This window comes from Sphingomonas bacterium (assembly GCF_903644135.1).
Classification (GTDB): domain Bacteria; phylum Pseudomonadota; class Alphaproteobacteria; order Sphingomonadales; family Sphingomonadaceae; genus Sphingomonas.
Genome location: NZ_CAHJXA010000021.1, coordinates 1 through 18,119, shown reverse-complemented (window position 1 = coordinate 18,119; position 18,119 = coordinate 1). Strand labels below are relative to the sequence as shown.

Annotated in this window: 20 protein-coding genes; 10 read left to right on the top strand and 10 right to left on the bottom strand. The window is 68.7% G+C overall.

The features are described from left to right. Window positions 1-187 precede the first annotated feature (187 nt). The 6 genes from HUU96_RS02575 to HUU96_RS02550 are packed head-to-tail and all read left to right on the top strand — an operon-like array spanning window position 188 to window position 4,430. Window positions 188-469 (top strand): hypothetical protein, encoded by a 282-nt coding sequence (locus tag HUU96_RS02575; RefSeq protein ID WP_174291302.1) that lies wholly within the window; start codon window positions 188-190, stop codon window positions 467-469. Window positions 470-471: 2 nt separating this feature from the next. After that, window positions 472-1,326, top strand: a complete 855-nt coding sequence (gene sufC, locus HUU96_RS02570; RefSeq protein ID WP_174291301.1) for a Fe-S cluster assembly ATPase SufC — start codon at window positions 472-474, stop codon at window positions 1,324-1,326. A gap of 3 nt (window positions 1,327-1,329) precedes the next feature. After that, the gene (locus tag HUU96_RS02565; protein ID WP_174291300.1) at window positions 1,330-2,394 is read left to right on the top strand and encodes a SufD family Fe-S cluster assembly protein; all 1,065 of its coding nucleotides are present in this window, start codon (window positions 1,330-1,332) and stop codon (window positions 2,392-2,394) included. Then, window positions 2,391-3,602: a cysteine desulfurase gene (locus HUU96_RS02560; RefSeq protein WP_174291299.1), complete on the top strand. Its 1,212-nt coding sequence runs from the start codon at window positions 2,391-2,393 to the stop codon at window positions 3,600-3,602. Before HUU96_RS02565 ends, HUU96_RS02560 begins: the two co-directional genes overlap by 4 nt. A 10-nt stretch (window positions 3,603-3,612) precedes the next feature. After that, on the top strand, window positions 3,613-4,077 hold the full coding sequence (locus HUU96_RS02555; RefSeq protein ID WP_174291298.1) for an SUF system Fe-S cluster assembly protein: 465 nt from the start codon (window positions 3,613-3,615) through the stop codon (window positions 4,075-4,077). Then, the gene (locus tag HUU96_RS02550; RefSeq protein WP_174291297.1) at window positions 4,077-4,430 is read left to right on the top strand and encodes a HesB/IscA family protein; all 354 of its coding nucleotides are present in this window, start codon (window positions 4,077-4,079) and stop codon (window positions 4,428-4,430) included. The genes HUU96_RS02555 and HUU96_RS02550 overlap by 1 nt, the downstream gene beginning before the upstream one ends. 81 nt (window positions 4,431-4,511) lie before the next feature. Here HUU96_RS02550 and ctrA read toward each other — a convergent pair whose 3' ends face one another. The 3 genes from ctrA to HUU96_RS02535 form a co-directional block, all read right to left on the bottom strand. Then, window positions 4,512-5,210, bottom strand: coding sequence for a response regulator transcription factor CtrA (gene ctrA / locus HUU96_RS02545; RefSeq protein ID WP_174291296.1), 699 nt, complete (start codon window positions 5,208-5,210; stop codon window positions 4,512-4,514). A 113-nt stretch (window positions 5,211-5,323) separates the two neighbouring features. After that, entirely contained in the window at window positions 5,324-6,463 is a 1,140-nt protein-coding gene (locus HUU96_RS02540; RefSeq protein ID WP_368039726.1) for an AI-2E family transporter, read from the bottom strand. Continuing rightward, a complete protein-coding gene (locus tag HUU96_RS02535) occupies window positions 6,417-7,376 on the bottom strand; it encodes a LysR family transcriptional regulator (protein ID WP_174291295.1) in 960 nt (319 codons plus the stop codon). Before HUU96_RS02535 ends, HUU96_RS02540 begins: the two co-directional genes overlap by 47 nt. Window positions 7,377-7,472: 96 nt before the next feature. Here HUU96_RS02535 and HUU96_RS02530 point away from each other — a divergent pair, with 96 nt between their 5' ends. Then, window positions 7,473-8,198: a pirin family protein gene (locus HUU96_RS02530; RefSeq protein ID WP_174291294.1), complete on the top strand. Its 726-nt coding sequence runs from the start codon at window positions 7,473-7,475 to the stop codon at window positions 8,196-8,198. A gap of 22 nt (window positions 8,199-8,220) precedes the next feature. Next, window positions 8,221-8,823, top strand: a complete 603-nt coding sequence (gene wrbA, locus HUU96_RS02525) for an NAD(P)H:quinone oxidoreductase (protein WP_174291293.1) — start codon at window positions 8,221-8,223, stop codon at window positions 8,821-8,823. A gap of 72 nt (window positions 8,824-8,895) precedes the next feature. Here the strand turns inward: wrbA and HUU96_RS02520 are convergent, their stop codons facing one another. From HUU96_RS02520 to HUU96_RS02490, 7 genes are all read right to left on the bottom strand, one after another. Then, a complete protein-coding gene (locus tag HUU96_RS02520) occupies window positions 8,896-9,903 on the bottom strand; it encodes a type II secretion system F family protein (RefSeq protein ID WP_174291292.1) in 1,008 nt (335 codons plus the stop codon). Beyond that, complete coding sequence (locus HUU96_RS02515; protein ID WP_174291291.1) at window positions 9,903-10,865, bottom strand: type II secretion system F family protein; 963 nt, start codon at window positions 10,863-10,865, stop codon at window positions 9,903-9,905. Before HUU96_RS02515 ends, HUU96_RS02520 begins: the two co-directional genes overlap by 1 nt. A gap of 30 nt (window positions 10,866-10,895) precedes the next feature. After that, window positions 10,896-12,179, bottom strand: coding sequence for an AAA family ATPase (locus HUU96_RS02510; RefSeq protein ID WP_174291290.1), 1,284 nt, complete (start codon window positions 12,177-12,179; stop codon window positions 10,896-10,898). Window positions 12,180-12,182: 3 nt separating this feature from the next. Continuing rightward, a complete protein-coding gene (locus HUU96_RS02505; protein WP_174291289.1) occupies window positions 12,183-12,812 on the bottom strand; it encodes a CpaD family pilus assembly protein in 630 nt (209 codons plus the stop codon). Between the two features lie 26 nt (window positions 12,813-12,838). Further along, entirely contained in the window at window positions 12,839-14,539 is a 1,701-nt protein-coding gene (locus HUU96_RS02500; protein ID WP_174291288.1) for a type II and III secretion system protein family protein, read from the bottom strand. 1 nt (window position 14,540) lies between these two features. Next, window positions 14,541-15,596, bottom strand: coding sequence for a Flp pilus assembly protein CpaB (gene cpaB, locus HUU96_RS02495; RefSeq protein WP_174291287.1), 1,056 nt, complete (start codon window positions 15,594-15,596; stop codon window positions 14,541-14,543). A 62-nt stretch (window positions 15,597-15,658) separates the two neighbouring features. Next, window positions 15,659-16,135 (bottom strand): A24 family peptidase, encoded by a 477-nt coding sequence (locus HUU96_RS02490; protein WP_174291286.1) that lies wholly within the window; start codon window positions 16,133-16,135, stop codon window positions 15,659-15,661. A 49-nt stretch (window positions 16,136-16,184) separates the two neighbouring features. On the opposite strand from HUU96_RS02490, the gene HUU96_RS02485 reads away from it, so the two are divergent. Together HUU96_RS02485 and HUU96_RS02480 are read left to right on the top strand one after the other, a co-directional pair. Continuing rightward, window positions 16,185-17,123 (top strand): alpha/beta fold hydrolase, encoded by a 939-nt coding sequence (locus HUU96_RS02485; RefSeq protein WP_174291285.1) that lies wholly within the window; start codon window positions 16,185-16,187, stop codon window positions 17,121-17,123. After that, window positions 17,120-18,119 (top strand): NAD(P)/FAD-dependent oxidoreductase (locus HUU96_RS02480; RefSeq protein WP_174291284.1); only part of this gene is annotated, 1,000 nt, incomplete at its 3' end. The genes HUU96_RS02485 and HUU96_RS02480, both read left to right, overlap by 4 nt.

Here is an 18,119-nt window from a genome sequence, read left to right as displayed (position 1 = left end):
GAGGCGCTGGACGAACGCACCCGCGCGCTCACCGACGCCCGCGCCCTCGACCGGTCGGAGCAGGACATGGTGGCGTATTTCCGGACGCAGTATCTGCGGCAGTGCTCGGGGAAGGGGCTGTGAAGGACTGGAAGGAGCGTCCGCCGCTCGCGGGCAAGTCGGCTCGTAAAGGGGAACGATGATGTCAATGGCGCAGGTGCTCAAGCTGAAGCCAGCTTTCAATGATCAGCAGGCGGAAGCGTTAGCTGGCTTGTTCGACGAGGAACTGGCGACCAAGCGCGACCTTGAGGCTCTTCGGTTGAATGTCGACGCGGTCAAAGCGGAGCTGAAAGCCGATATCGAGAAGCTTCGGTTGGAGGTTCAGCGCGACTTGAAGGGCACGGAAGCGCGGCTGGTCATCTGGGTTGTCGGACAGGGTGCCGCGACGATCGGCATCCTGTTCGCTCTTCAACATTTCATCGGAAAGTAGCCGTGCTCCACATCAACAATCTCCACGCCGAGATCGACGGCAAGCCGATCCTCAAGGGCCTTTCGCTCACCGTCAACGCGGGTGAGGTGCATGCGATCATGGGGCCGAACGGCGCGGGCAAGTCGACGCTCGGCTATGTGCTGGGCGGGCGGCCGGGGTATGAGGTGACGGGGGGCTCCATCCTGTTCCACCCCCGCGAAGGCGGGGGCCCAGTATCGGCGCAGGCGGCAACGCAGGACGGTGCTCGCCAATCTGAAACTTCGCAACTCGGCCCCCGCCTGCGCGGGGGTGGTGAGGCGGACGGGATCGACCTTCTCACCCTCGCGCCGCACGAGCGCGCCGCGGCGGGGCTCTTTCTCGGCTTCCAGTATCCGGTCGAGATCCCCGGCGTCTCCAACGTCCAGTTCCTGCGCGAGGCGCTCAACGCCCAGCGCGCCTCGCGCGATGAGAAGCCGCTGTCGGGGGGTGAGTTCCTGAAGCTTGCCCGTGCCGAGGCGGCGGTGCTGGAGATGGATGCCGAAATGCTCAAGCGTCCGGTCAATGTCGGCTTCTCCGGCGGCGAGAAGAAGCGTAACGAAATGGTGCAGATGGGCCTGGTCGACCCGCGCCTCGCCATCCTGGACGAGACCGACAGCGGCCTCGACATTGACGCGCTGCGCATTGTCGGCGACGGCATCAACCGCATCATGCGCGCGCCCGACAAGGCGGTGATCCTTATCACCCATTACCAGCGGCTGCTCGACTATGTGAAGCCCGACTTCGTGCATGTGCTGGAGGGCGGGCGGATCACCCGCACCGGCGGCGCGGAGCTGGCGCTCCAGTTGGAGCGCGAAGGCTATGCGACGGTGGCGGCCTAGGCGATGGCCGTGCTCGACCTTCCCTCGACCCGCGCCGAGGCGTGGCGCTGGGCCGACCTCGGCGGCCTGGCGGCGGCGGCGGCGCTGGCCCCGGTTGCGGCTCTCGATCATGAGTTCCTCGACCTGCCGGGCGCGCGGCTGCTGTTCGTCGATGGCGTCTTCGACGAGGCGCGCAGCAGCCTTGGGCCGGTGACGATGGCCGACCTCATCGCCGGCGAGCATCATCTCGGCCGGCGCGCGCATGGTCGCGGCTGGTCGCTGCGCCTGACCAGGGACGCCGCCGCCGATCCGGTGCAGGTCGTCCACATCGCCACCGGCGGCGAGAACCATCTGCCGGCGGAGATCGTCCTGGCCGACGATGCCGTCGCTCAGGTCGTGGAGACGTTCGTCGGCAGCGGCTGGACCAACCGTGCGACGCGGATCGAGTTGGGCGCGGCGGCGCGGCTGATGCGTTCGGTGCGGCTGCTGCAGGGTGCGGGCTTCACCTCGCTGCGTGACGAGGCGGTGCTGGGCGCCGGGGCCAGTCTGGTGTCGGTGTTCCTCGGCGCAGGCGGCGCGGGCACGCGGATCGATGGCGCGGTGCGGGTCGGGCAGGGCGGCTATGCCGAGATCGGCGGCGCGCTGCTGACCCGCGGTGAGCAGAAGCAGGAGTGTGCGATCCGCGTCCACCATGCCGAGCCCAATGGCCAGTCGCACCAGCTCTGGCGCGCGGTCGCGGCCGATCGCTCCACTGCCAGCCTTGCCGCCGCGGTCGAGGTCGCGCGCCATGCGCAGAAGACCGATGGCGAGCAGAGTCTGCGCGGCCTGCTGCTCCAGCGTACCGCGACGGTGAACCTCAAGCCCGAGCTGGAAATCTTCGCCGACGACGTGAAGTGCGCCCATGGTGCCACCGTCGGCGAGCTGGACGCCCGCGCGCTGTTCTACATGGAAAGCCGCGGCATCGCGCCGTCGCGCGCACGCGCGCTGCTGACCCGCGCCTTCGTCGCCGACGCGCTGGGGCGGATCGGCGATGAGGCAGTGCGCGAGGCGTTCGTGGCGGATGCCGATGCGTGGTTGGAGGCACTATGAGCGTCATCACCACCGATCGCCCGCTCGACGTCGTCGCCGACTTCCCGGCGATCCCGGCCGGCTGGGCCTATCTCGACACCGCCGCCACGTCGCAGAAGCCGCAGGCCGTGGTCGACGCGATCACCCGCGGCTATGGCGAGACCTACGCCACCGTGCATCGCGGCGTATACCAGCGCTCCGCCGACATGACCCTCGCCTATGAGGCGGCGCGGGCGCGGGTCGCGCGGTTCATCGGCGGCCAACCCGACGACTGCGTGTTCGTGCGCGGCGCGACCGAGGCGATCAACCTCGTCGCGCAATGCTGGGCTGGGACGCAGCTCAAGGCCGGCGACCGCATCCTGTTGTCGATGCTGGAGCATCACAGCAACATCGTGCCCTGGCAGATGGCCGCTGAGCGGGTTGGTGCGGCGATCGATGTCGTGCCGCTGACGCAGGACGGGCGCATCGACCTCGACGCGATGGCGCGGATGCTGACCCCGGCGCACAAGCTGGTGGCGCTGAGCCATGTCTCCAACGTCCTCGGCTCGGTGCTCGACGCCAGGCGCGCAACCGATCTGGCGCATGGCGTCGGCGCGAAAATCCTGATCGACGGGTGTCAGGCGGTGCCACGGCTGCCGGTCGACGTGGCGGCGATCGGGTGCGACTTTTATGTCTTTTCAGGGCACAAGCTCTATGGCCCGACCGGCATCGGCGTGCTGTGGGGCAGGGCGGCGTTGCTGGAGCAGATGCCGCCGTGGCAGGGTGGTGGCTCAATGATCGATCGGGTGACGTTCGCGGCGACCACCTATGCGCCGCCGCCGGGCCGGTTCGAGGCGGGGACGCCGCACATCGTCGGCGCGCTCGGGCTGCACGCGGCCATCGACTATGTGGATGGCATCGGGCTGGAGCGCATCCACGTGCACGAGACGGCGCTGGTGCGTGAGGCGCGCGATGCGCTGGGGCAGATCAACACGGTGCGGCTGCTCGGGCCCGAGGAGTCGGCCGGGATCGTCAGCTTCGTCGTCGAGGGGGTGCATCCGCACGACGTCGCCACCATCTTGGACGAGGGCGAAGTGGCGATCCGCGCCGGCCACCATTGCGCCCAGCCGCTGATGAGCGCGCTGGGGGTGGAGGCGACGGCGCGGGCGAGCTTCGGCGTGTATAACGGGCCCGCCGACATCGCCGCGTTGGTGAAGGGCGTTGAGCGAGTGACCCGGATTTTTGGATAGGGATTTTCGGATGAGCGATTTCGAGATCGAGCAGGTGGAAAGCGTCGCCGCGCCGCCCAAGGCACGGGTCGAAGAGGCGGAAACGCCCGCTCAGACCCTGGCCCGCAAGCGGGACTATCTTGACGGCTTCCTGGCCCAGCAGCCCCAGGGTGCCGCCGCCGGCGAGCCGGGCGGCGCGCTGTACGAGGGCGTGGTCGACGCGCTGAAGGAAATCTACGACCCCGAAATACCGGTCAACATCTACGAACTCGGCCTGATCTATGGCGTCGAGGTGACCGACGACGGCCACGCCCATGTCACCATGACGCTGACGACGCCGCACTGCCCGGTCGCGGAGTCGATGCCGGCCGAGGTCGAGCTGCGCGTCGGCGCGGTGCCGGGCGTGCGCGACGCGGAGGTCAGCCTCGTCTGGGATCCGCCCTGGGACCCGCAGAAGATGAGCGATGAGGCCAAGCTCGAACTGGGGATGCTGTGATGGCCACCACCGCTCGCGCACGCCCGGCCGCGCTCAACCTGACGCCGAGTGCCCATGCCCGCATCGCCGACCTGATGGCACGCGCCCCGGCCGATGCGATCGGGGTGAAGCTGTCGACGCCGCGGCGCGGCTGTTCGGGGCTCGCCTACTCGGTCGATTACGTGGCGGAGGCCAAGCCGTTCGACGAGCGGATCGATACGCCGGGCGGCACGCTGTTCGTGGATGGCGGCTCGATCCTGTACCTGATCGGTTCGACCATGGAGTGGGTGGAGGACGACTTCACCGCCGGCTTCGTCTTCGCCAACCCCAACGCCAAGGGCGCGTGCGGCTGCGGCGAGAGCTTCACCGTCTGACACCTGAACGAAAAGAGCCGCGGTAGCGTCCCCCGACGCCCGCGGCCCTTACCCGCCTGAACGGGGTTCGTGTCGGAAGGATCAGGCGACCGCGGCCACCATGTCGTCGGGCTCGCGCAGCACATAGCCGCGGCCCCAGACGGTCTCGATGTAATTGTCGCCGTCGCAGGCGAGGCTGAGTTTCTTGCGCAGCTTGCAGATGAAGACGTCGATGATCTTGAGCTCGGGCTCGTCCATGCCGCCATAAAGGTGGTTAAGGAACATCTCCTTGGTCAGCGTCGTGCCCTTGCGCAGCGACAGCAGCTCCAGCATCGCATATTCCTTGCCGGTCAGATGGACGCGGGCACCATCGACCTCGACCGTCTTGGCGTCGAGATTGACCGCCAGCTTGCCAGTGCGAATGACGCTCTGGCTATGACCCTTGGAGCGGCGCACGACCGCCTGGATGCGGGCGACCAGTTCCTCGCGGTGGAAAGGCTTAGTGACATAGTCGTCGGCCCCAAAGCCGAAGGAGCGGACCTTGCTGTCCATCTCGTTGATGCCGCTGAGGATCAGCACCGGCGTCGCGACGCGCGAGACGCGCAGTTTCTTCAGGACGTCATAGCCGTGCATGTCCGGCAGGTTGAGGTCGAGCAGGATAATGTCGTAGTCGTAGAGCTTGCCGAGATCGAGACCCTCCTCGCCGAGGTCGGTCGTGTAGACGTTGAACCCCTCGGTCGTGAGCATCAGCTCGATGGCCTTGGCCGTGGTGGGTTCGTCCTCGATCAGCAGCACGCGCATCGTCTGTCCCCCGTTCGCCGCCTGCCAACGCACCCCTCGTGCGCCGGGCGGACCGGATTCATTAACCAAACACCGTCTGAACGCAAAAGGTTAATTTACGATTAAGCCAGGAGTCAGCGCGAGTCGCGGGCGGCGAGAGGAAGCGGTTCGTGCGGCGAGAGCGGGATCGGCTCGCCCAACACCTCGCGCAGATAGACGCTGCGCACCAGCGTGAAGATCACCACCAGCAGCGCGGCGGAGAAGAACAGCCCGAACAGCCCGAACACGTAACCGATGCCGATGATGGTGAAGAGCGTCACCGCCGGCGGGATCGAGATGACGCTGCTGGTGACGAACGGGGTGATGAGGTTGGACTGGACGATACGCACGCCGACGAACACCGCCAGCACCCACAGCACGGGGTTGGACCCTTGCGTCGCGGCGAGCCCGAGCGCCGGCACCATGGCGGCGATCGGGCCGACATAGGGGATGAACTCCGACAGCCCGGTCAGCAGGCCCAGCGCCGGCGCGGACGGAACGCCGGCGATCCACAGGCCCAGGCCGACCAGCACGCCCATGGTCGTCATCTGGATCAACTGCGCGCGCAGCCAGAGCTTGAGGGTCGAGCCGACGTCGAACAGCGCGTCCTCCGCCGCTACGCGCTTGGGCGGGGGAATCAGCAGCAGGAAGCCGCGCTCGTACACCGCCGGGTTGGCGGCGAAGAAGAATGCCCCGAACAGCAGGATCAGGAAGTTGAGCGCGATCTCGCCGCCGCCGCGGACCAGCCCGCCAATGTCGCGCGCCGCCTGCGAGCCCGCATAGGCCGCCTTGACCGCGGAGACGATCTTGGCCCCGACCGGCGAGGCCGACATCTGCTGCGCGAAGCGAGCGACGATCGCCGGTCCCTCGGTGACCAGCAACGCCACCTGATCGCGAAACGCGACCGCGAACAGCCAGGCTAGAAAGCCCAGCAACGCCAGCATCGTCGCCATGCCGAGCCCCAGCGCCGGGCCGGCGGGGACCTTCAGGCGCGCCGCATACAGGTCGGCGATGGCGTGGATGACGATCGCGCCCAGGATCGAGCCGAAGGCGAGGATCAGCAGGTCGCTGGCGCGCAGCACGGCCACGGTGACGCCGGCCGCGACCAGCAGGATCAGCACTCGCCGGACGAAGCGCGCATCGTCAGCATCGGGTGCCAGACGCGAATGAGGGCTGGCCGGCGGCGAATCATCCATCGGCAGGTGGTGGCAGATCGGCAGGCGCGTGCACAGCATCTGCGAGCCGATGATCGGAACAGGGATCGCGCAGGCGTTGCGCCAGGAAGGCGATCAGCGCCTCTACCCGCGCCGGCCGCAACGGGCTGGGCGGCGTCAGCAGATGCAGCCCGATCGCCGCCGGCTCCCAATCGCCAAGGATCGCCACCAGCGCACCGCCCGCCAGGTGCCGGCCGACGACGAAGCCCGGCAGCCGCGCGATGCCTAGCCCCGCCAACAGCGCCGGCACCAGCGCCTCACCGCTGTTGGAGATCAGCGGCCCCTCCGGCCGCACCGCCACCTCCTCGGCGGCACCGGACCGGCGGAAGCGCCAGGGGCCAGTGGTGTTGGCATAGGCGAGCAGCCGGTGCCCCGTCAGCTCGCTGGGATGCGCCGGAGTGCCATGCGCCGCCAGATAGGCGGGGGATGCCACCGTATGGGCCGACACGCCGCACAGCCGCCGGCTGCGCAACGAGCTGTCGGGCAGGTCGGCGATGCGCAGCGCGAGGTCGAACCCTTGCGCGACGATGTCGACTCGCGCGTCGGACAGGTCCAGGTCTATCTCGATGCCCGGATGCGCGGCGAGGAACTCGGCGAGCAGCGGCGCGACGTTGACGACGCCGAAGCCGAGCGGTGCCGCGATCCGGATGCGACCGGCCAGGCCGACGCCGGCATCCCTGGCCTCCTCCTCCGCCGCGCGCGCTTCGGCGAGGATGCGGGCGGCGCGTTCGGCGAGCGGCCGCGCCGCCTCCGCCAGCGCCAGCCGGCGCGAGGTTCGGTGGAACAGCGACTGGCCGAGTTGCCGCTCCAGCCGCGCGATCGCCTTGGACACCGTCGCCTTGCTCAGCCCGATCGCATCGGCGGCACCGCTGAACGAGCGGTGCTCGACCACCGCGGCGAAGATCGCCCAGGCTTCGAGATCGGGCAAGCGCATGGCGGCAGCTTAGCCAGCGAAACGATCGGTTTCCAGCGTTTCCATTTACGCTGCGCATCGACCGCCTATCTAGACGATCACCGCTGGAGGCTTTCGATGACCACCGACACCATGACCCGCACCGCCATCGAACGGCGTCCGTTCGCCAGCCTCGCCCATGCGAATCATGGCTGGCTCGACGCGCGGAATCATTTTGCGTTTTCCAGTTATCACGATCCCGCGCGGATGGGCTGGGGCGCGATCCGGGTGTGGAACGACGACACGATCGCGGCGAACAGCGGTTTTCCGGCGCACCCGCACCGCGACATGGAGATCATCACCTATGTCCGCTCGGGCGCGATCAGCCATGAGGACTCGCTGGGCAACAAGGGGCGTACCGAAGCCGGCGACGTGCAGGTGATGAGCGCCGGCTCGGGCGTGCGCCACGCCGAGTTCAACCGCGAGGCCGAGCCGACGACGCTGTTCCAGATCTGGATCGAACCGCGGGAGCGCGGCGGCGAGCCGGGCTGGGGAGCCAAGCCGTTCCCGCGCGGCGACCGCTCCGGCCGCTGGGTGACGCTGGCGTCGGGGTTCGCGGAGGATACCGACGCCTTGCCGATCCGTGCCGATGCGCGAGTGCTGGGCGCGACGCTGAAGGCGGGCGAGAGCCTGACCCATGAGGTCGGTGCGGGTCGCCATGCCTATCTGGTGCCGGCAACCGGCGCGATCACCATCGACGGCGAGCGTTTCGACGCTCGCGACGGGGCGGCGCTGTCGGGTGGCGGCAGCGTCACGATCACGGCTCTCGACGACGCCGAGATCGTTCTGGTCGATGCCGACTGATCACATCACGAAAGGAAGTGCCATGACCAAGGTTCTCGTTCTCTATTACTCGTCCTACGGCCATGTCGAACAGATGGCCGATGCCGTCGCCGAGGGCGCTCGCGCCGCGGGGGCGGAGGTCGATATCCGCCGCGTCGCCGAAACCGCGCCCGACGAGATCGTCCAGGGCGCGCATTTCAAGACCGATACCGCGCATCCGCTCATCGAGGGCCCCGATGCGCTCGCCGGTTATGACGCGATCATTGTCGGTTCGCCGACCCGCTATGGCCGGATGCCAGGGCAGATGGCCGCGTTCTGGGACACCACCGGCGGGTTGTGGATGCAGGGCGCGCTGGTCGGCAAGGTGGGCGGTGCGTTCGTCTCGACCGCCAGCCAGCATGGCGGGCAGGAGACGACCCTGTTCTCGATCCTGACCAACCTGATCCATCACGGCATGGTGATTGTCGGGCTCGACTATGGCTTCAAGGGCCAGATGGGCGTCGACGAGGTGCTGGGCGGCACGCCTTACGGTGCGACCACGATCGCGTCCGGCGATGGCAGCCGCCAGCCGCATGAGCTGGAACTGGCGGGCGCGCGCTACCAGGGCCAGCGCATTGCCACGGTTGCCGGCAAGCTGGCGGGGTGATGGCCTGACGCGGCAAGGCCGCGTCGTCAGTCGGGGCCGCAGATCAACTTTGGCTGATCTGCGGCCCCCGGCTCAGATCCCGCCCTTGAACGCGTCGCTGATCGAGCAGCTTGCCGGGCCCAGGATGACGATGAACAGCACCGGCAGGATGAACAGGATTAGCGGAATGGTCATGATCGCCGGCAGCCGCGCCGCCTTCTCCTCGGCGCGCATCATGCGCTCGTTGCGGAACTCCGCCGACAGCACACGCAGCGCGCTGGCCAAAGGCGTTCCGTATTTCTCGGTCTGGATCATGGTGGTGACGACGCCCTTCACCGCGTCGAGCTTTACCCGCATGGCGAGGTTCTCGAACGCCTGACGCCGATCGCTGAGGAAGCCCAGCTCGATCGCGGTCAGCGAGAACTCGTCGCCGAGCTCGGGATAGGCGCGCCCCAGCTCGCGCGCGACCCGGTGGAAGGCGGCGTCGACGGTCAGCCCCGCCTCGGCGCAGATGACCAAGAGGTCGAGCGCATCGGGCAGGCCCTTGCGGATCGCATGGCTGCGCTTGGTGATCTTGTTGTTGAGGAAGATGTCCGGAGCCTTGTAGGCCAGCACGAACGTCATCGCGACCAGGCCGTAACGCTTCAGCGGGCCCCAGGTCGGGAAGTAATCGACATAATAGACCAGCCACAGGATGAACGCGCCGAACACGATCGGCAGCACCATGCGGCCGAAGATCACCCCAACCGCCCATTCCTTGGAGCGGATGCCGGCCTGCATCAGCTTGACCTGCGCGACCTTGAGCTGGCTGTCCTGCAGGACCTTGAGGTTCGACAGCAGCACCTTCATTCGGTCGGCGGTGTCGTTGCGCTGCACCAGCTTGGCGCGGCGCTTGGTCGAGGCGGTGATGCCCGCCTTGAGCTGCTCGCGCCGGTCGTTGAGCGCCTTGACGCGCTTCGTCATCGGGTCGCGCGAGGTCGTCGCGGTATAGATGGCGAACAGGATCATGAACGCCGCCACGCCGGACAGGAAGGTCGCGACGGTGACGACGTCGATCCCGAGCAGGCTGGGGTGGTGGATGGCAGCGGCCTGGTTCATCATCAGATCTCGAAGCTGACCATCTTGGCCATGATGAAGCCACCGATGCCCATCCACAGCAACCCGCCAAGGCCGGCGACGATCAGCCGCTGGTCGATGAAGAAGCGCTGCATATAATCGGCGCTGATCCACCAGATCATGATGAAGACGATGAACGGCAGCGCGCCGACGATGTACGCCGACGCCTTGGATTCGGACGACATCGCCTTGATCTTCAGCTTCATCTGACCACGCATCCGGAGCACGCTGGCAAGGTTGGAGAGCGTCTCGGCCAAGTTGCCGCCGGTCTCGCGCTGGATGGCGATGGTGATGACAAAGAACTGGAACTCGGGCGTGCCGAGCCGGTCCGCGGTCTCCTGCAGCGCCGCGTCCATGGTGCGGCCGATCCTCATCTTGTCGGATATGCTGCGGAACTCGACGCCGACCGGGCCGTCCAGCTCATGGCCGACCACCGCCATCGTCTCGCTGATCGGCAGGCCCGAACGCAGCCCGCGCACCAGCAGATCGATCGCGTCGGGGAACCGCGCGGTGAACTTCGCGATCCGCCGCTTGATGAAGAAGCCGACGACGAAGTGAGGCAGGCCGATACCGACCATGGTGCCGAGGAACAGCGCCAGCAATGCCGGCGCGCCCTTCAGCATCAACGCCAGGAACGTAAACGCCAGCAGGCCGGCCGAGGCGGTGCCATAATTGCTGACCGTCCAGTCCTTGCCGGTCATCGCCAGCCGCTTGGCCAGCAGCGCCGGATTGGGGAGGATGCGGCCGAACGCCGCGTCGCTACGCGTCTGCCGGTTGGTGGCGATGCGGCGCATCTGAGCCTCGGCGACGACGCCTTCGCGGTGGCGATCTCGCACCGACGACAGCCGCCGGCTGCCCGCCTTCGCCGCCGACGGGCCGGCAAAGGCGAACAGCAGCAGCCCGATCATCACCAGGCTGCCGGTCATCACGATCAGGATCATCGGCATGGTGCGATCATCCCTCCGATGCTGAGCCGGTCACTTGGACACCTTGCCGCCGCGCTTGCCGATCAACCCCTTGAGGTCGAGCTTGCCCATCAGCGAGTCGCCCTTCTTCGCCGGTCCGGCGGGATTGGGGGCGTCGTCCTCGTCGAACGCCGCCAGCTTGGCGGAGAGGTCGAGGATCGGGGCGACCGTCTTGCTGTTCTTGCCGGCTTCCGCCAGCGGCTTGCCCAGCTTGGCCGCCTGCGCGGCCAGCTTCTGGTCGAACGGCACCGAGACATCGATCTTGCGCTCGATCGAGCCCTCGAAATCCTTGCGGCTGATCTCCAGCTGCGCGCCGGGGTGGATGCGGTTGGCGAGCAGGAAGACCCGCGTACCCGGCGCGTTGCTCTTCATCCATGACAGGATGCGGATCGTGTCGCGCGCGGCGGCCAGCGTCAGTTCGGTGACAATCACCGCGATCTGGACGTCGGCGATCAGGTGCGGGTGCTGCACGAGCATTCCGCGCGGCAGGTCGACGACCGTGCACTCGAACGCGGCGCGCATCTCCTCCTGCAGCTGGTAGAAGGCGGAGCCGTCGGTCATCATCGGCGAGTTGATCGGCGCTTCGGCGCTGAGCACCGCGAGCTTCTCCGACGCCTTGACCATGGCGCGCTCGATGAACAGTCCGTCGATGCGGCTGGGGTTCTCGATCGCGTCGGTCAGGCCGCGGCCCGGTTCGAGGTCGAGCGCCAGCGCGCCGGTGCCGAAATGCACGTCGAGGTCGAGCAATGCGGTCGACTGGCCCTGTTTGTCGCTCATCAGCCATGCCAGCGAGGTCGCGACCGTGGATGCGCCGACGCCGCCGCGGGTGCCGATCACCGCCACCGAGCGATGCGGCCGGTCGACCGACGCCTCGACCTGCTTGGGCGCGTTGAGCATCGCCTGCGCCGCGCCGAACGCGTCGCGCAGCATGTCGGGATTGACCGGCTTCAGCAGGTAATCGTGGATGCCGCTCGCGACGAGGTCGCGGTACAGCCGCACGTCATTGACTTGGCCGAGTGCGATCACGACGGTGCCGGGCTCGCAGACTTCGGCCAGGCCGTTGATGTCGTTGAGCGGATCGCCCGACTCCGACAGGTCGACGAACAGGATGTGCGGGCTCGCCGACACCGACAGCGACTGGACGGCGTTGCGCAGGCCGCCCTTGTTGACCTTGTCGGGCGACCAGCCGAGTTCGGCGGCGATCGGCCGGATCGCCTCGGCGGTCGTCTCGTCGCAGACGAATGCGACGAACGGATCGCGCGTGGCGAGGCTGGCGGGTTTCCAGGGTGCGTTCATGGCCTATTTGCCTCCGGTGCCTTGGGCCTTGACGGTGTTGCCGGCACCGGTGGGAGCCGCCTTGCGATAGGCGTCGATCGCTCGATAGCTGGTGGCGGGATCGTTGGTGCCGCTGCCGGGCTGGCCGCGCACGAGATCGGCCGGGTCGGCGATCATCGCGGCCAGGTTGGAGTTGATCGCGCAACCCTGATTGGACGAGGTGTTGCTGTTGAACTCGCTGCTCTCGTTGCGGCTCCAGTCGGGGCAGCCCGGCACATGCGCGTGCATCCGGCTGATGACGACGCGCACCGTGCCCGGCGTCACCGGTGCGCCGGTGACGGGGACGTCGGCGGTCAGCAGGAGGCCGTGGCGCGCGACAATCGCGGCGACGGCGGCATGGGCGCGGGGATCGCCGGCGGGGTCGTCGATCGCGACATGGTCGCCATAGCCGAGGTGCATCGAATCCATCCAGCCGGCCAGCCGCTGCGTCTCGCCGCTCGACAGCCCGCCGGGCGCGGTCGCGAGATCGAGCAGATAGTCGCTGCGGCTGACGACCGGCTGGTGCACCGATTCGAGGCCGCGGTTTTCGGTGCCCATGCAGCCGCCGAGGAGCAGCGCCGGGGCGAGGGCGGTGAGGAGGAGATGCTTGGTCATTGCGAGGGCGGTCCTTGAATGACGGATCAGTTGGAGAAGCCGGGGGTGGCCGCGGCCTCGCCCTTGCCCTGCTTCTTGGGCAGGCGCGGCTCAGGGCTTGCGGCAGCGAGCGGCGTCGGTGTCGGCTGGACCGGAGCGGCAGCGCCGATCGCCTGCGTGGCGGCGGGCATCGGTGCCATGGTCGGCACCGGCCGCTTGCCGCCGGTGGTGCCGCTGCCGAGTTCGCCGAGGAACACGCGCTGCAGGTCGGTTGGGGCCTTCTCGCCATCGGTCGGCAGGGCGATGTCGGCCTGGTTGTTGACCGGCTTTACCAGATAGGGGGTGATGACGATCACCAGCTCAGTCTCGTTACGCTGCCAGCCGTTGGAGCGGAACAGCGCGCCCAGCACCGGCACGTCGCCAAGGCCGGGGGTCTTCTGGATCGAATTGTTGTGGCTGTTCTGCAGCAGGCCACCGATCATCATGCTCTGCCCCGAGCCGAGCTCGGCGCTGGTCTCGACGCGCCTTGTGGTGAGCGCAGGGATGGTGGTGCCGTTCAGCTGCACCGCGCCGGCCGAGCTCAGCTCCGACACTTCGGGGCGGACGCGCAGCGAAATGCGGCCGTCGGCCAGGACCGTCGGCGTGAAGGCGAGGCTGATGCCGTATTGCTTATACTCGACCGAGACAGCGCCAAGGCCCTGGCTGATCGGGATCGGGATTTCGCCGCCGACCAGGAAGGTCGCGGTCTCGCCGGACAGCGCGGTCAGGTTTGGGTTGGCGAGCGTCGACACCTGGCCGATGGTCTCGCCCAGATCGAGCGAGCCTAGCAGGTCCATGCCCAGCGCGTGACCGGCCAGGCCGATCAGCGCGCTTGATCCGTTCTGCGCAGGCTGGGTGAGCTGCGTCTGCCCCGGCAGCAGCCCATTGGCCGCGATCGGGACGGGCACGCCGAGGGCGTCGACGGGCGCTCCGTTGATGTACCCGGCAGGCGGCGTGCCTGGCGTAGTCGAGATCGTGCCCTGCCGGCCCTGCGCAATGCTGAGCAGCGCGCCGTTGCCGATCGCGCGGTTCTGCAGGTTGGCGCCGATGTTCTTGACGAAACTGCGGCTGACTTCGGAGATGCGCACCTGCAGCATCACCTGGAGCGGCGTCGCGGTCTTCAGGCGATTGATGACGCCGATCTTGAGCTGTGCGTCGGGCCCGGGCTTGACGCCGGGGTTGAGCACGGCGGTGATCAGCTGCTCGGCCTGGGCGCTTTCGGCGGGCGACTGCACGGTGCCGGTGATGACCGCGATCTGCCCGACGGTGGTGACGCGGATGTCCGCATCCGGCATCGCCAGCTTGATCATGCGGTCGATCGACGTCAGGTTCTGCGCGACGCGGATGTTGGCGGCGTAGATCACCGCTCCCTTCGCGTCGGTCGCGAACAGCGTCGCTTCGCCGAAATCCTTGCCCAGCAGATGGATCTGGTGCGGGCTGCTCATGTAGACGTCGGCGGCGGCGGGGTTGGACACCCAGACGTCGCTGACGTCGGCAGGCAGGTTGATCAGTTCGCCCTGACCGGTCGACAGCATGACTTCGGTTGTCGGCTGAACCGTGCCGATCGGCCGCGACGCCAAGTGCACGGTGGGACGCTTGGCCGAGTGGGCGATGGCCGGGTGCCGGGCTGACGAGTGCTGCGGCGCTGCGGCGAGCAGCGTCGGCAGCGCCACCAACGGCAGGCCGATCAAGGTGAGCTTGCGTGTCATGTCAGTTCTTTCCCCCCACGGGAACTACAGTGATGGCAGCGCCGCGCGCGATCCGGATGACGGGGCCGACCTCGACCATCGCCTCCTTGGCGTCCTTGACCCGCGCGGTCAGGGTGCCGTCGGCCGGTCCGCTGCCGCCCATTGGGATGCCGATGCCGCCATCGGGCTTGCTCGGCACCGAGCGACGGGCGAAGCGCGATACGTCGGCACCGGTGGCGAAGGTGGTCTCGCCGACCTGCGGCTGCCGGGCGATCTGCGCCAGCATCGCCTTCTCGGCCTTGGGCGAGGTCCCCTCGGGCACGTGGACCGCGCCGGACGCGATCGCCTGTTCCAGCTCGCTCGAATTGTCGGCAAGGCTGCGCAGCGACAGCGAGATGCTGCCCAGCGTCTGCGCCACGGCGAGCTGCTCGGCGAGCTTGGGCGTCGCCTCGACGGTGACCGAGCCGAAGGTCTTGACGACCGTCTTGCCCGCCTCGTCGGTGGTGTTGTCGGTGCGCTGGTCGGTGGCGAGGACGCGCACGTTGCGCATGATCGTCTCCGACACCTTGAGCGGCTGGCCGTCGCCGCCGCCGGCGACGCTCTGAGTCAGCACCAGGTCGATGCGGTCGCCCGGAAACACGAAACCCGCGACCGCGCTCTGCGTCGACACGGGGAAGGTGACGGCACGCATCCCCGGACCGAGCGCGGCGGCGAGGAAGCCGCGGTCGCCGGGCTTGACCAGCGCGCCCTGGGTGATCGGCTGCCCCGCGGTGATCGCGTTGCGCACGACGGTGCCCTGCAGCGAATGCAGGTCGGTCTTGTCCTTGAGGTAATAGGCCCCGTCGACCAGCTCCTTGGGCCAGGGCTGGAACTTCAGCGCGGTGGCGTCGAGGATGGTGCCGACCGGCAGCGCACGGGTGGCGACCAGCACTTCGGGGCCGTCGATCGGGGCTGCGGGCATTCCCATCGCGACCGCCTGCGGCGAGCCGCTGCCGATCAGCAGCGACCGCGCCATGAAGGCGGTGATCGCCGCGACGACCAGCGCGCCGGCCAGCAATATGATCTTGCGACTATCCATGACCCTGATCAGCCTTTCCAGCGCGGCCCGTTAGCGTGGACCCGAAGATGCGCGGCAAATGGTTAAAAACCTGTTCGCGGTAGTGCGAGCAGCCCGGCGATCGCGATCGCGACCCCGTACGGCACCTCGATCGGCAGCGGCTCGCCGGGGCCGCCGCCCCGGCGCAGCCGCGTCTCGATCAGCATCGCCAGCGTCACGCCGCCGCCGACGACCGACATCGTCATCAGCATCTGCAGCAAGCTGCCGACCGGTAGCCACAAGGCCAGCGCGCCGATCATCTTAACGTCGCCGCCTCCCATCCAGCCGGCCGCGAACGCGCCGGCAAACAGCGCGAACACCGCCGTCGCCATCGCAACCTGCAGGGCGATGTCGGGCCACAGCGACAGGTGATTGGCCCACCACCAGAGCGGCGCGAGCAGGGCGATTGCCGCGTTCTTGCGGTTGGCGATCTCCCGCGAGCGCACGTCCTCCAGCCCCGCGGCGAGCAACAGCCCGGCGAGCAGCATCAGCAACAGCAATGGCGCATGTCCCCCAGCCATGCCGCTGTGCTAGACGCGATGCCTTGCCAAACCGTAACCATGCCGTCCGATGACCCAACCCGATCCCATTCGCCGCGCCGTTCCCGATGCGGCGACGCTCTCGACCTGGACCGCCCCTGACGGCTGGCCGCTGCGCCGGTTCGACTGGCCCAACTCGCGAGGACGCGGGCGGCTGATGATCCAGGGCGGCCGCGGCGACCCGATCGAGAAGCATCTGGAGACGTTCGGCCACTTCCATCGCCAGGGCTGGTCGATCACCGCGTTCGACTGGCGCGGACAGGGCGGTTCGGGACGGCTCAGTGCCGACCCGCATGTCGGCCATGCCGACGACTTCACCCCCTGGATCGCCGACCTGGCGGCGCTGTGGCGCGACTGGTCGGCGGCGGGCGACGGGCCGCGGGGGATCATCGGCCATTCGATGGGCGGCTATCTGGCGTTGCGGGCGATGGTGGAGGGCGCGATCGACCCCGACGCGGCGGTGCTGGTCGCGCCAATGCTGGGGCTGCGCTCGCCGGTCGGCGAGCGGCTCGGCGCGCGCATCGCCGGGTGGATGGTGCGCTATCGCGACCCGGCCACCCCGGCGTGGCGGGACGGCAAGCAGCCGGTGTCGCTCGCCACGCGCCGTCACCTCCTGACCGGCGACGCGTCGCGTTATGCCGACGAGGGCTGGTGGCACGAGCGCAATCCGACGATCCGACTGGGGCCGCCGAGCTGGGGCTGGTTGGCGGAAGCGTTCGCGGCGACGCGGGCGCTGGTCGCCGATCCGCGGCTCGACACGCTGCCGACGCCGACCTTGCTGCTGGTCGCCGAGGCCGACGGACTGGTCGATCCGCGCGCGACGATCAGGGTGGCACGCCGGCTGCCGCGCGGCGAGCTGATCAGGTTCGGACGCGAATCGGCGCATGAGATCCTGCGCGAGGCCGATCCGGTGCGCGACCGGGCACTGGCGGCGATCGACACCTTCCTCGACGTGAGAGCGCGCCCATGACCTACGACATCGCCATCGTCGGAGCCGGCATCGCCGGTGCCACCCTCGCCGCCGAGGTCGCGCCCCATGCCAGCGTGGTGCTGCTGGAGGGAGAGGCCGCGCCCGGCTATCATGCCACCGGCCGCTCCGCGGCGTTCTGGTCGGAGACCTATGGCGGGACGGCGATCCAGCCGCTGACCACCGCCTCGGGTGCGGCCTTGCAAACCGGCGGCTATCTCCAGCCGCTCGGCTCGCTCCATATCGGCCGGGCGGAGGACGAGCCGGCGATCGACGCGTTCCTCGCCGCCTTTGCCGACAGCCCGGTGGCGCTCCGGCGCTGCGACCCGGCTGCGCTGGTGCCGGGGCTCCGGCCCCAATGGGTGCATGGAGTGTGGGAAGGCAGCTGCGCCTATATCGACGTCGCCGCGCTCCATGCCGACGCGCTTGCGACCGCACGCCGCCATGGCGCGCACCTGCTGACCGACGCCAGTCTGGAGGGCGCGGCGCGGCGCGACGGCGTCTGGCGGATCGACGGCGGCAAGGCCGGCCCGATCGCGGCGAGGCTGATCGTCGATGCCGCCGGTGCCTGGGCCGACACCGTCGCGCAGCGTTGCGGCGTCGCGCCGCTCGGCATCCGCGCCTATCGCCGGACGATCGCGCAGCTACGCACCGATCCGCCGGTCGCCGCCGACGTGCCGCACGTCGCCGACATCGCCGGCCGCTTCTACTTCAAGCCCGAGGCCGGCGGGCGGCTGTGGCTGTCGCCCCACGACGAGACCGCGACCGACCCCTGCGACGCCGCGCCGGAGGAGCTGGATGTAGCGATCGCGATCGATCGCTTCGAGCAGGTGGTCGACTGGCGGGTCGCGGCGGTCGAGCGGCGCTGGGCGGGGCTGCGCAGCTTCGCACCCGACCGCGTGCCGGTCTATGGCCATGACCCGCGGGTGCCCGGCTTCTTCTGGTGCGCCGGCCAGGGCGGGTTTGGCATCCAGACCGCGCCGGCGGCGGCGGCGCTGG

What these genes read in the sequence shown, in the direction of transcription:
- HUU96_RS02575 (WP_174291302.1), top strand. Translation starts at nt 188, where the DNA reads ATGGCGCAGGTGCTCAAGCTGAAGCCAGCTTTCAATGATCAGCAGGCG.
- HUU96_RS02565 (WP_174291300.1), top strand. Translation starts at nt 1,330, where the DNA reads ATGGCCGTGCTCGACCTTCCCTCGACCCGCGCCGAGGCGTGGCGCTGG.
- HUU96_RS02560 (WP_174291299.1), top strand. Translation starts at nt 2,391, where the DNA reads ATGAGCGTCATCACCACCGATCGCCCGCTCGACGTCGTCGCCGACTTC.
- HUU96_RS02555 (WP_174291298.1), top strand. Translation starts at nt 3,613, where the DNA reads ATGAGCGATTTCGAGATCGAGCAGGTGGAAAGCGTCGCCGCGCCGCCC.
- HUU96_RS02550 (WP_174291297.1), top strand. Translation starts at nt 4,077, where the DNA reads ATGGCCACCACCGCTCGCGCACGCCCGGCCGCGCTCAACCTGACGCCG.
- ctrA (WP_174291296.1), bottom strand. Translation starts at nt 5,210, where the DNA reads ATGCGCGTGCTGCTGATCGAGGACGAACCCACCACGGCCAAGGCCATC.
- HUU96_RS02540 (WP_368039726.1), bottom strand. Translation starts at nt 6,463, where the DNA reads ATGCTGTGCACGCGCCTGCCGATCTGCCACCACCTGCCGATGGATGAT.
- HUU96_RS02535 (WP_174291295.1), bottom strand. Translation starts at nt 7,376, where the DNA reads ATGCGCTTGCCCGATCTCGAAGCCTGGGCGATCTTCGCCGCGGTGGTC.
- HUU96_RS02530 (WP_174291294.1), top strand. Translation starts at nt 7,473, where the DNA reads ATGACCACCGACACCATGACCCGCACCGCCATCGAACGGCGTCCGTTC.
- wrbA (WP_174291293.1), top strand. Translation starts at nt 8,221, where the DNA reads ATGACCAAGGTTCTCGTTCTCTATTACTCGTCCTACGGCCATGTCGAA.
- HUU96_RS02520 (WP_174291292.1), bottom strand. Translation starts at nt 9,903, where the DNA reads ATGATGAACCAGGCCGCTGCCATCCACCACCCCAGCCTGCTCGGGATC.
- HUU96_RS02515 (WP_174291291.1), bottom strand. Translation starts at nt 10,865, where the DNA reads ATGCCGATGATCCTGATCGTGATGACCGGCAGCCTGGTGATGATCGGG.
- HUU96_RS02510 (WP_174291290.1), bottom strand. Translation starts at nt 12,179, where the DNA reads ATGAACGCACCCTGGAAACCCGCCAGCCTCGCCACGCGCGATCCGTTC.
- HUU96_RS02505 (WP_174291289.1), bottom strand. Translation starts at nt 12,812, where the DNA reads ATGACCAAGCATCTCCTCCTCACCGCCCTCGCCCCGGCGCTGCTCCTC.
- HUU96_RS02500 (WP_174291288.1), bottom strand. Translation starts at nt 14,539, where the DNA reads ATGACACGCAAGCTCACCTTGATCGGCCTGCCGTTGGTGGCGCTGCCG.
- cpaB (WP_174291287.1), bottom strand. Translation starts at nt 15,596, where the DNA reads ATGGATAGTCGCAAGATCATATTGCTGGCCGGCGCGCTGGTCGTCGCG.
- HUU96_RS02490 (WP_174291286.1), bottom strand. Translation starts at nt 16,135, where the DNA reads ATGGCTGGGGGACATGCGCCATTGCTGTTGCTGATGCTGCTCGCCGGG.
- HUU96_RS02485 (WP_174291285.1), top strand. Translation starts at nt 16,185, where the DNA reads ATGACCCAACCCGATCCCATTCGCCGCGCCGTTCCCGATGCGGCGACG.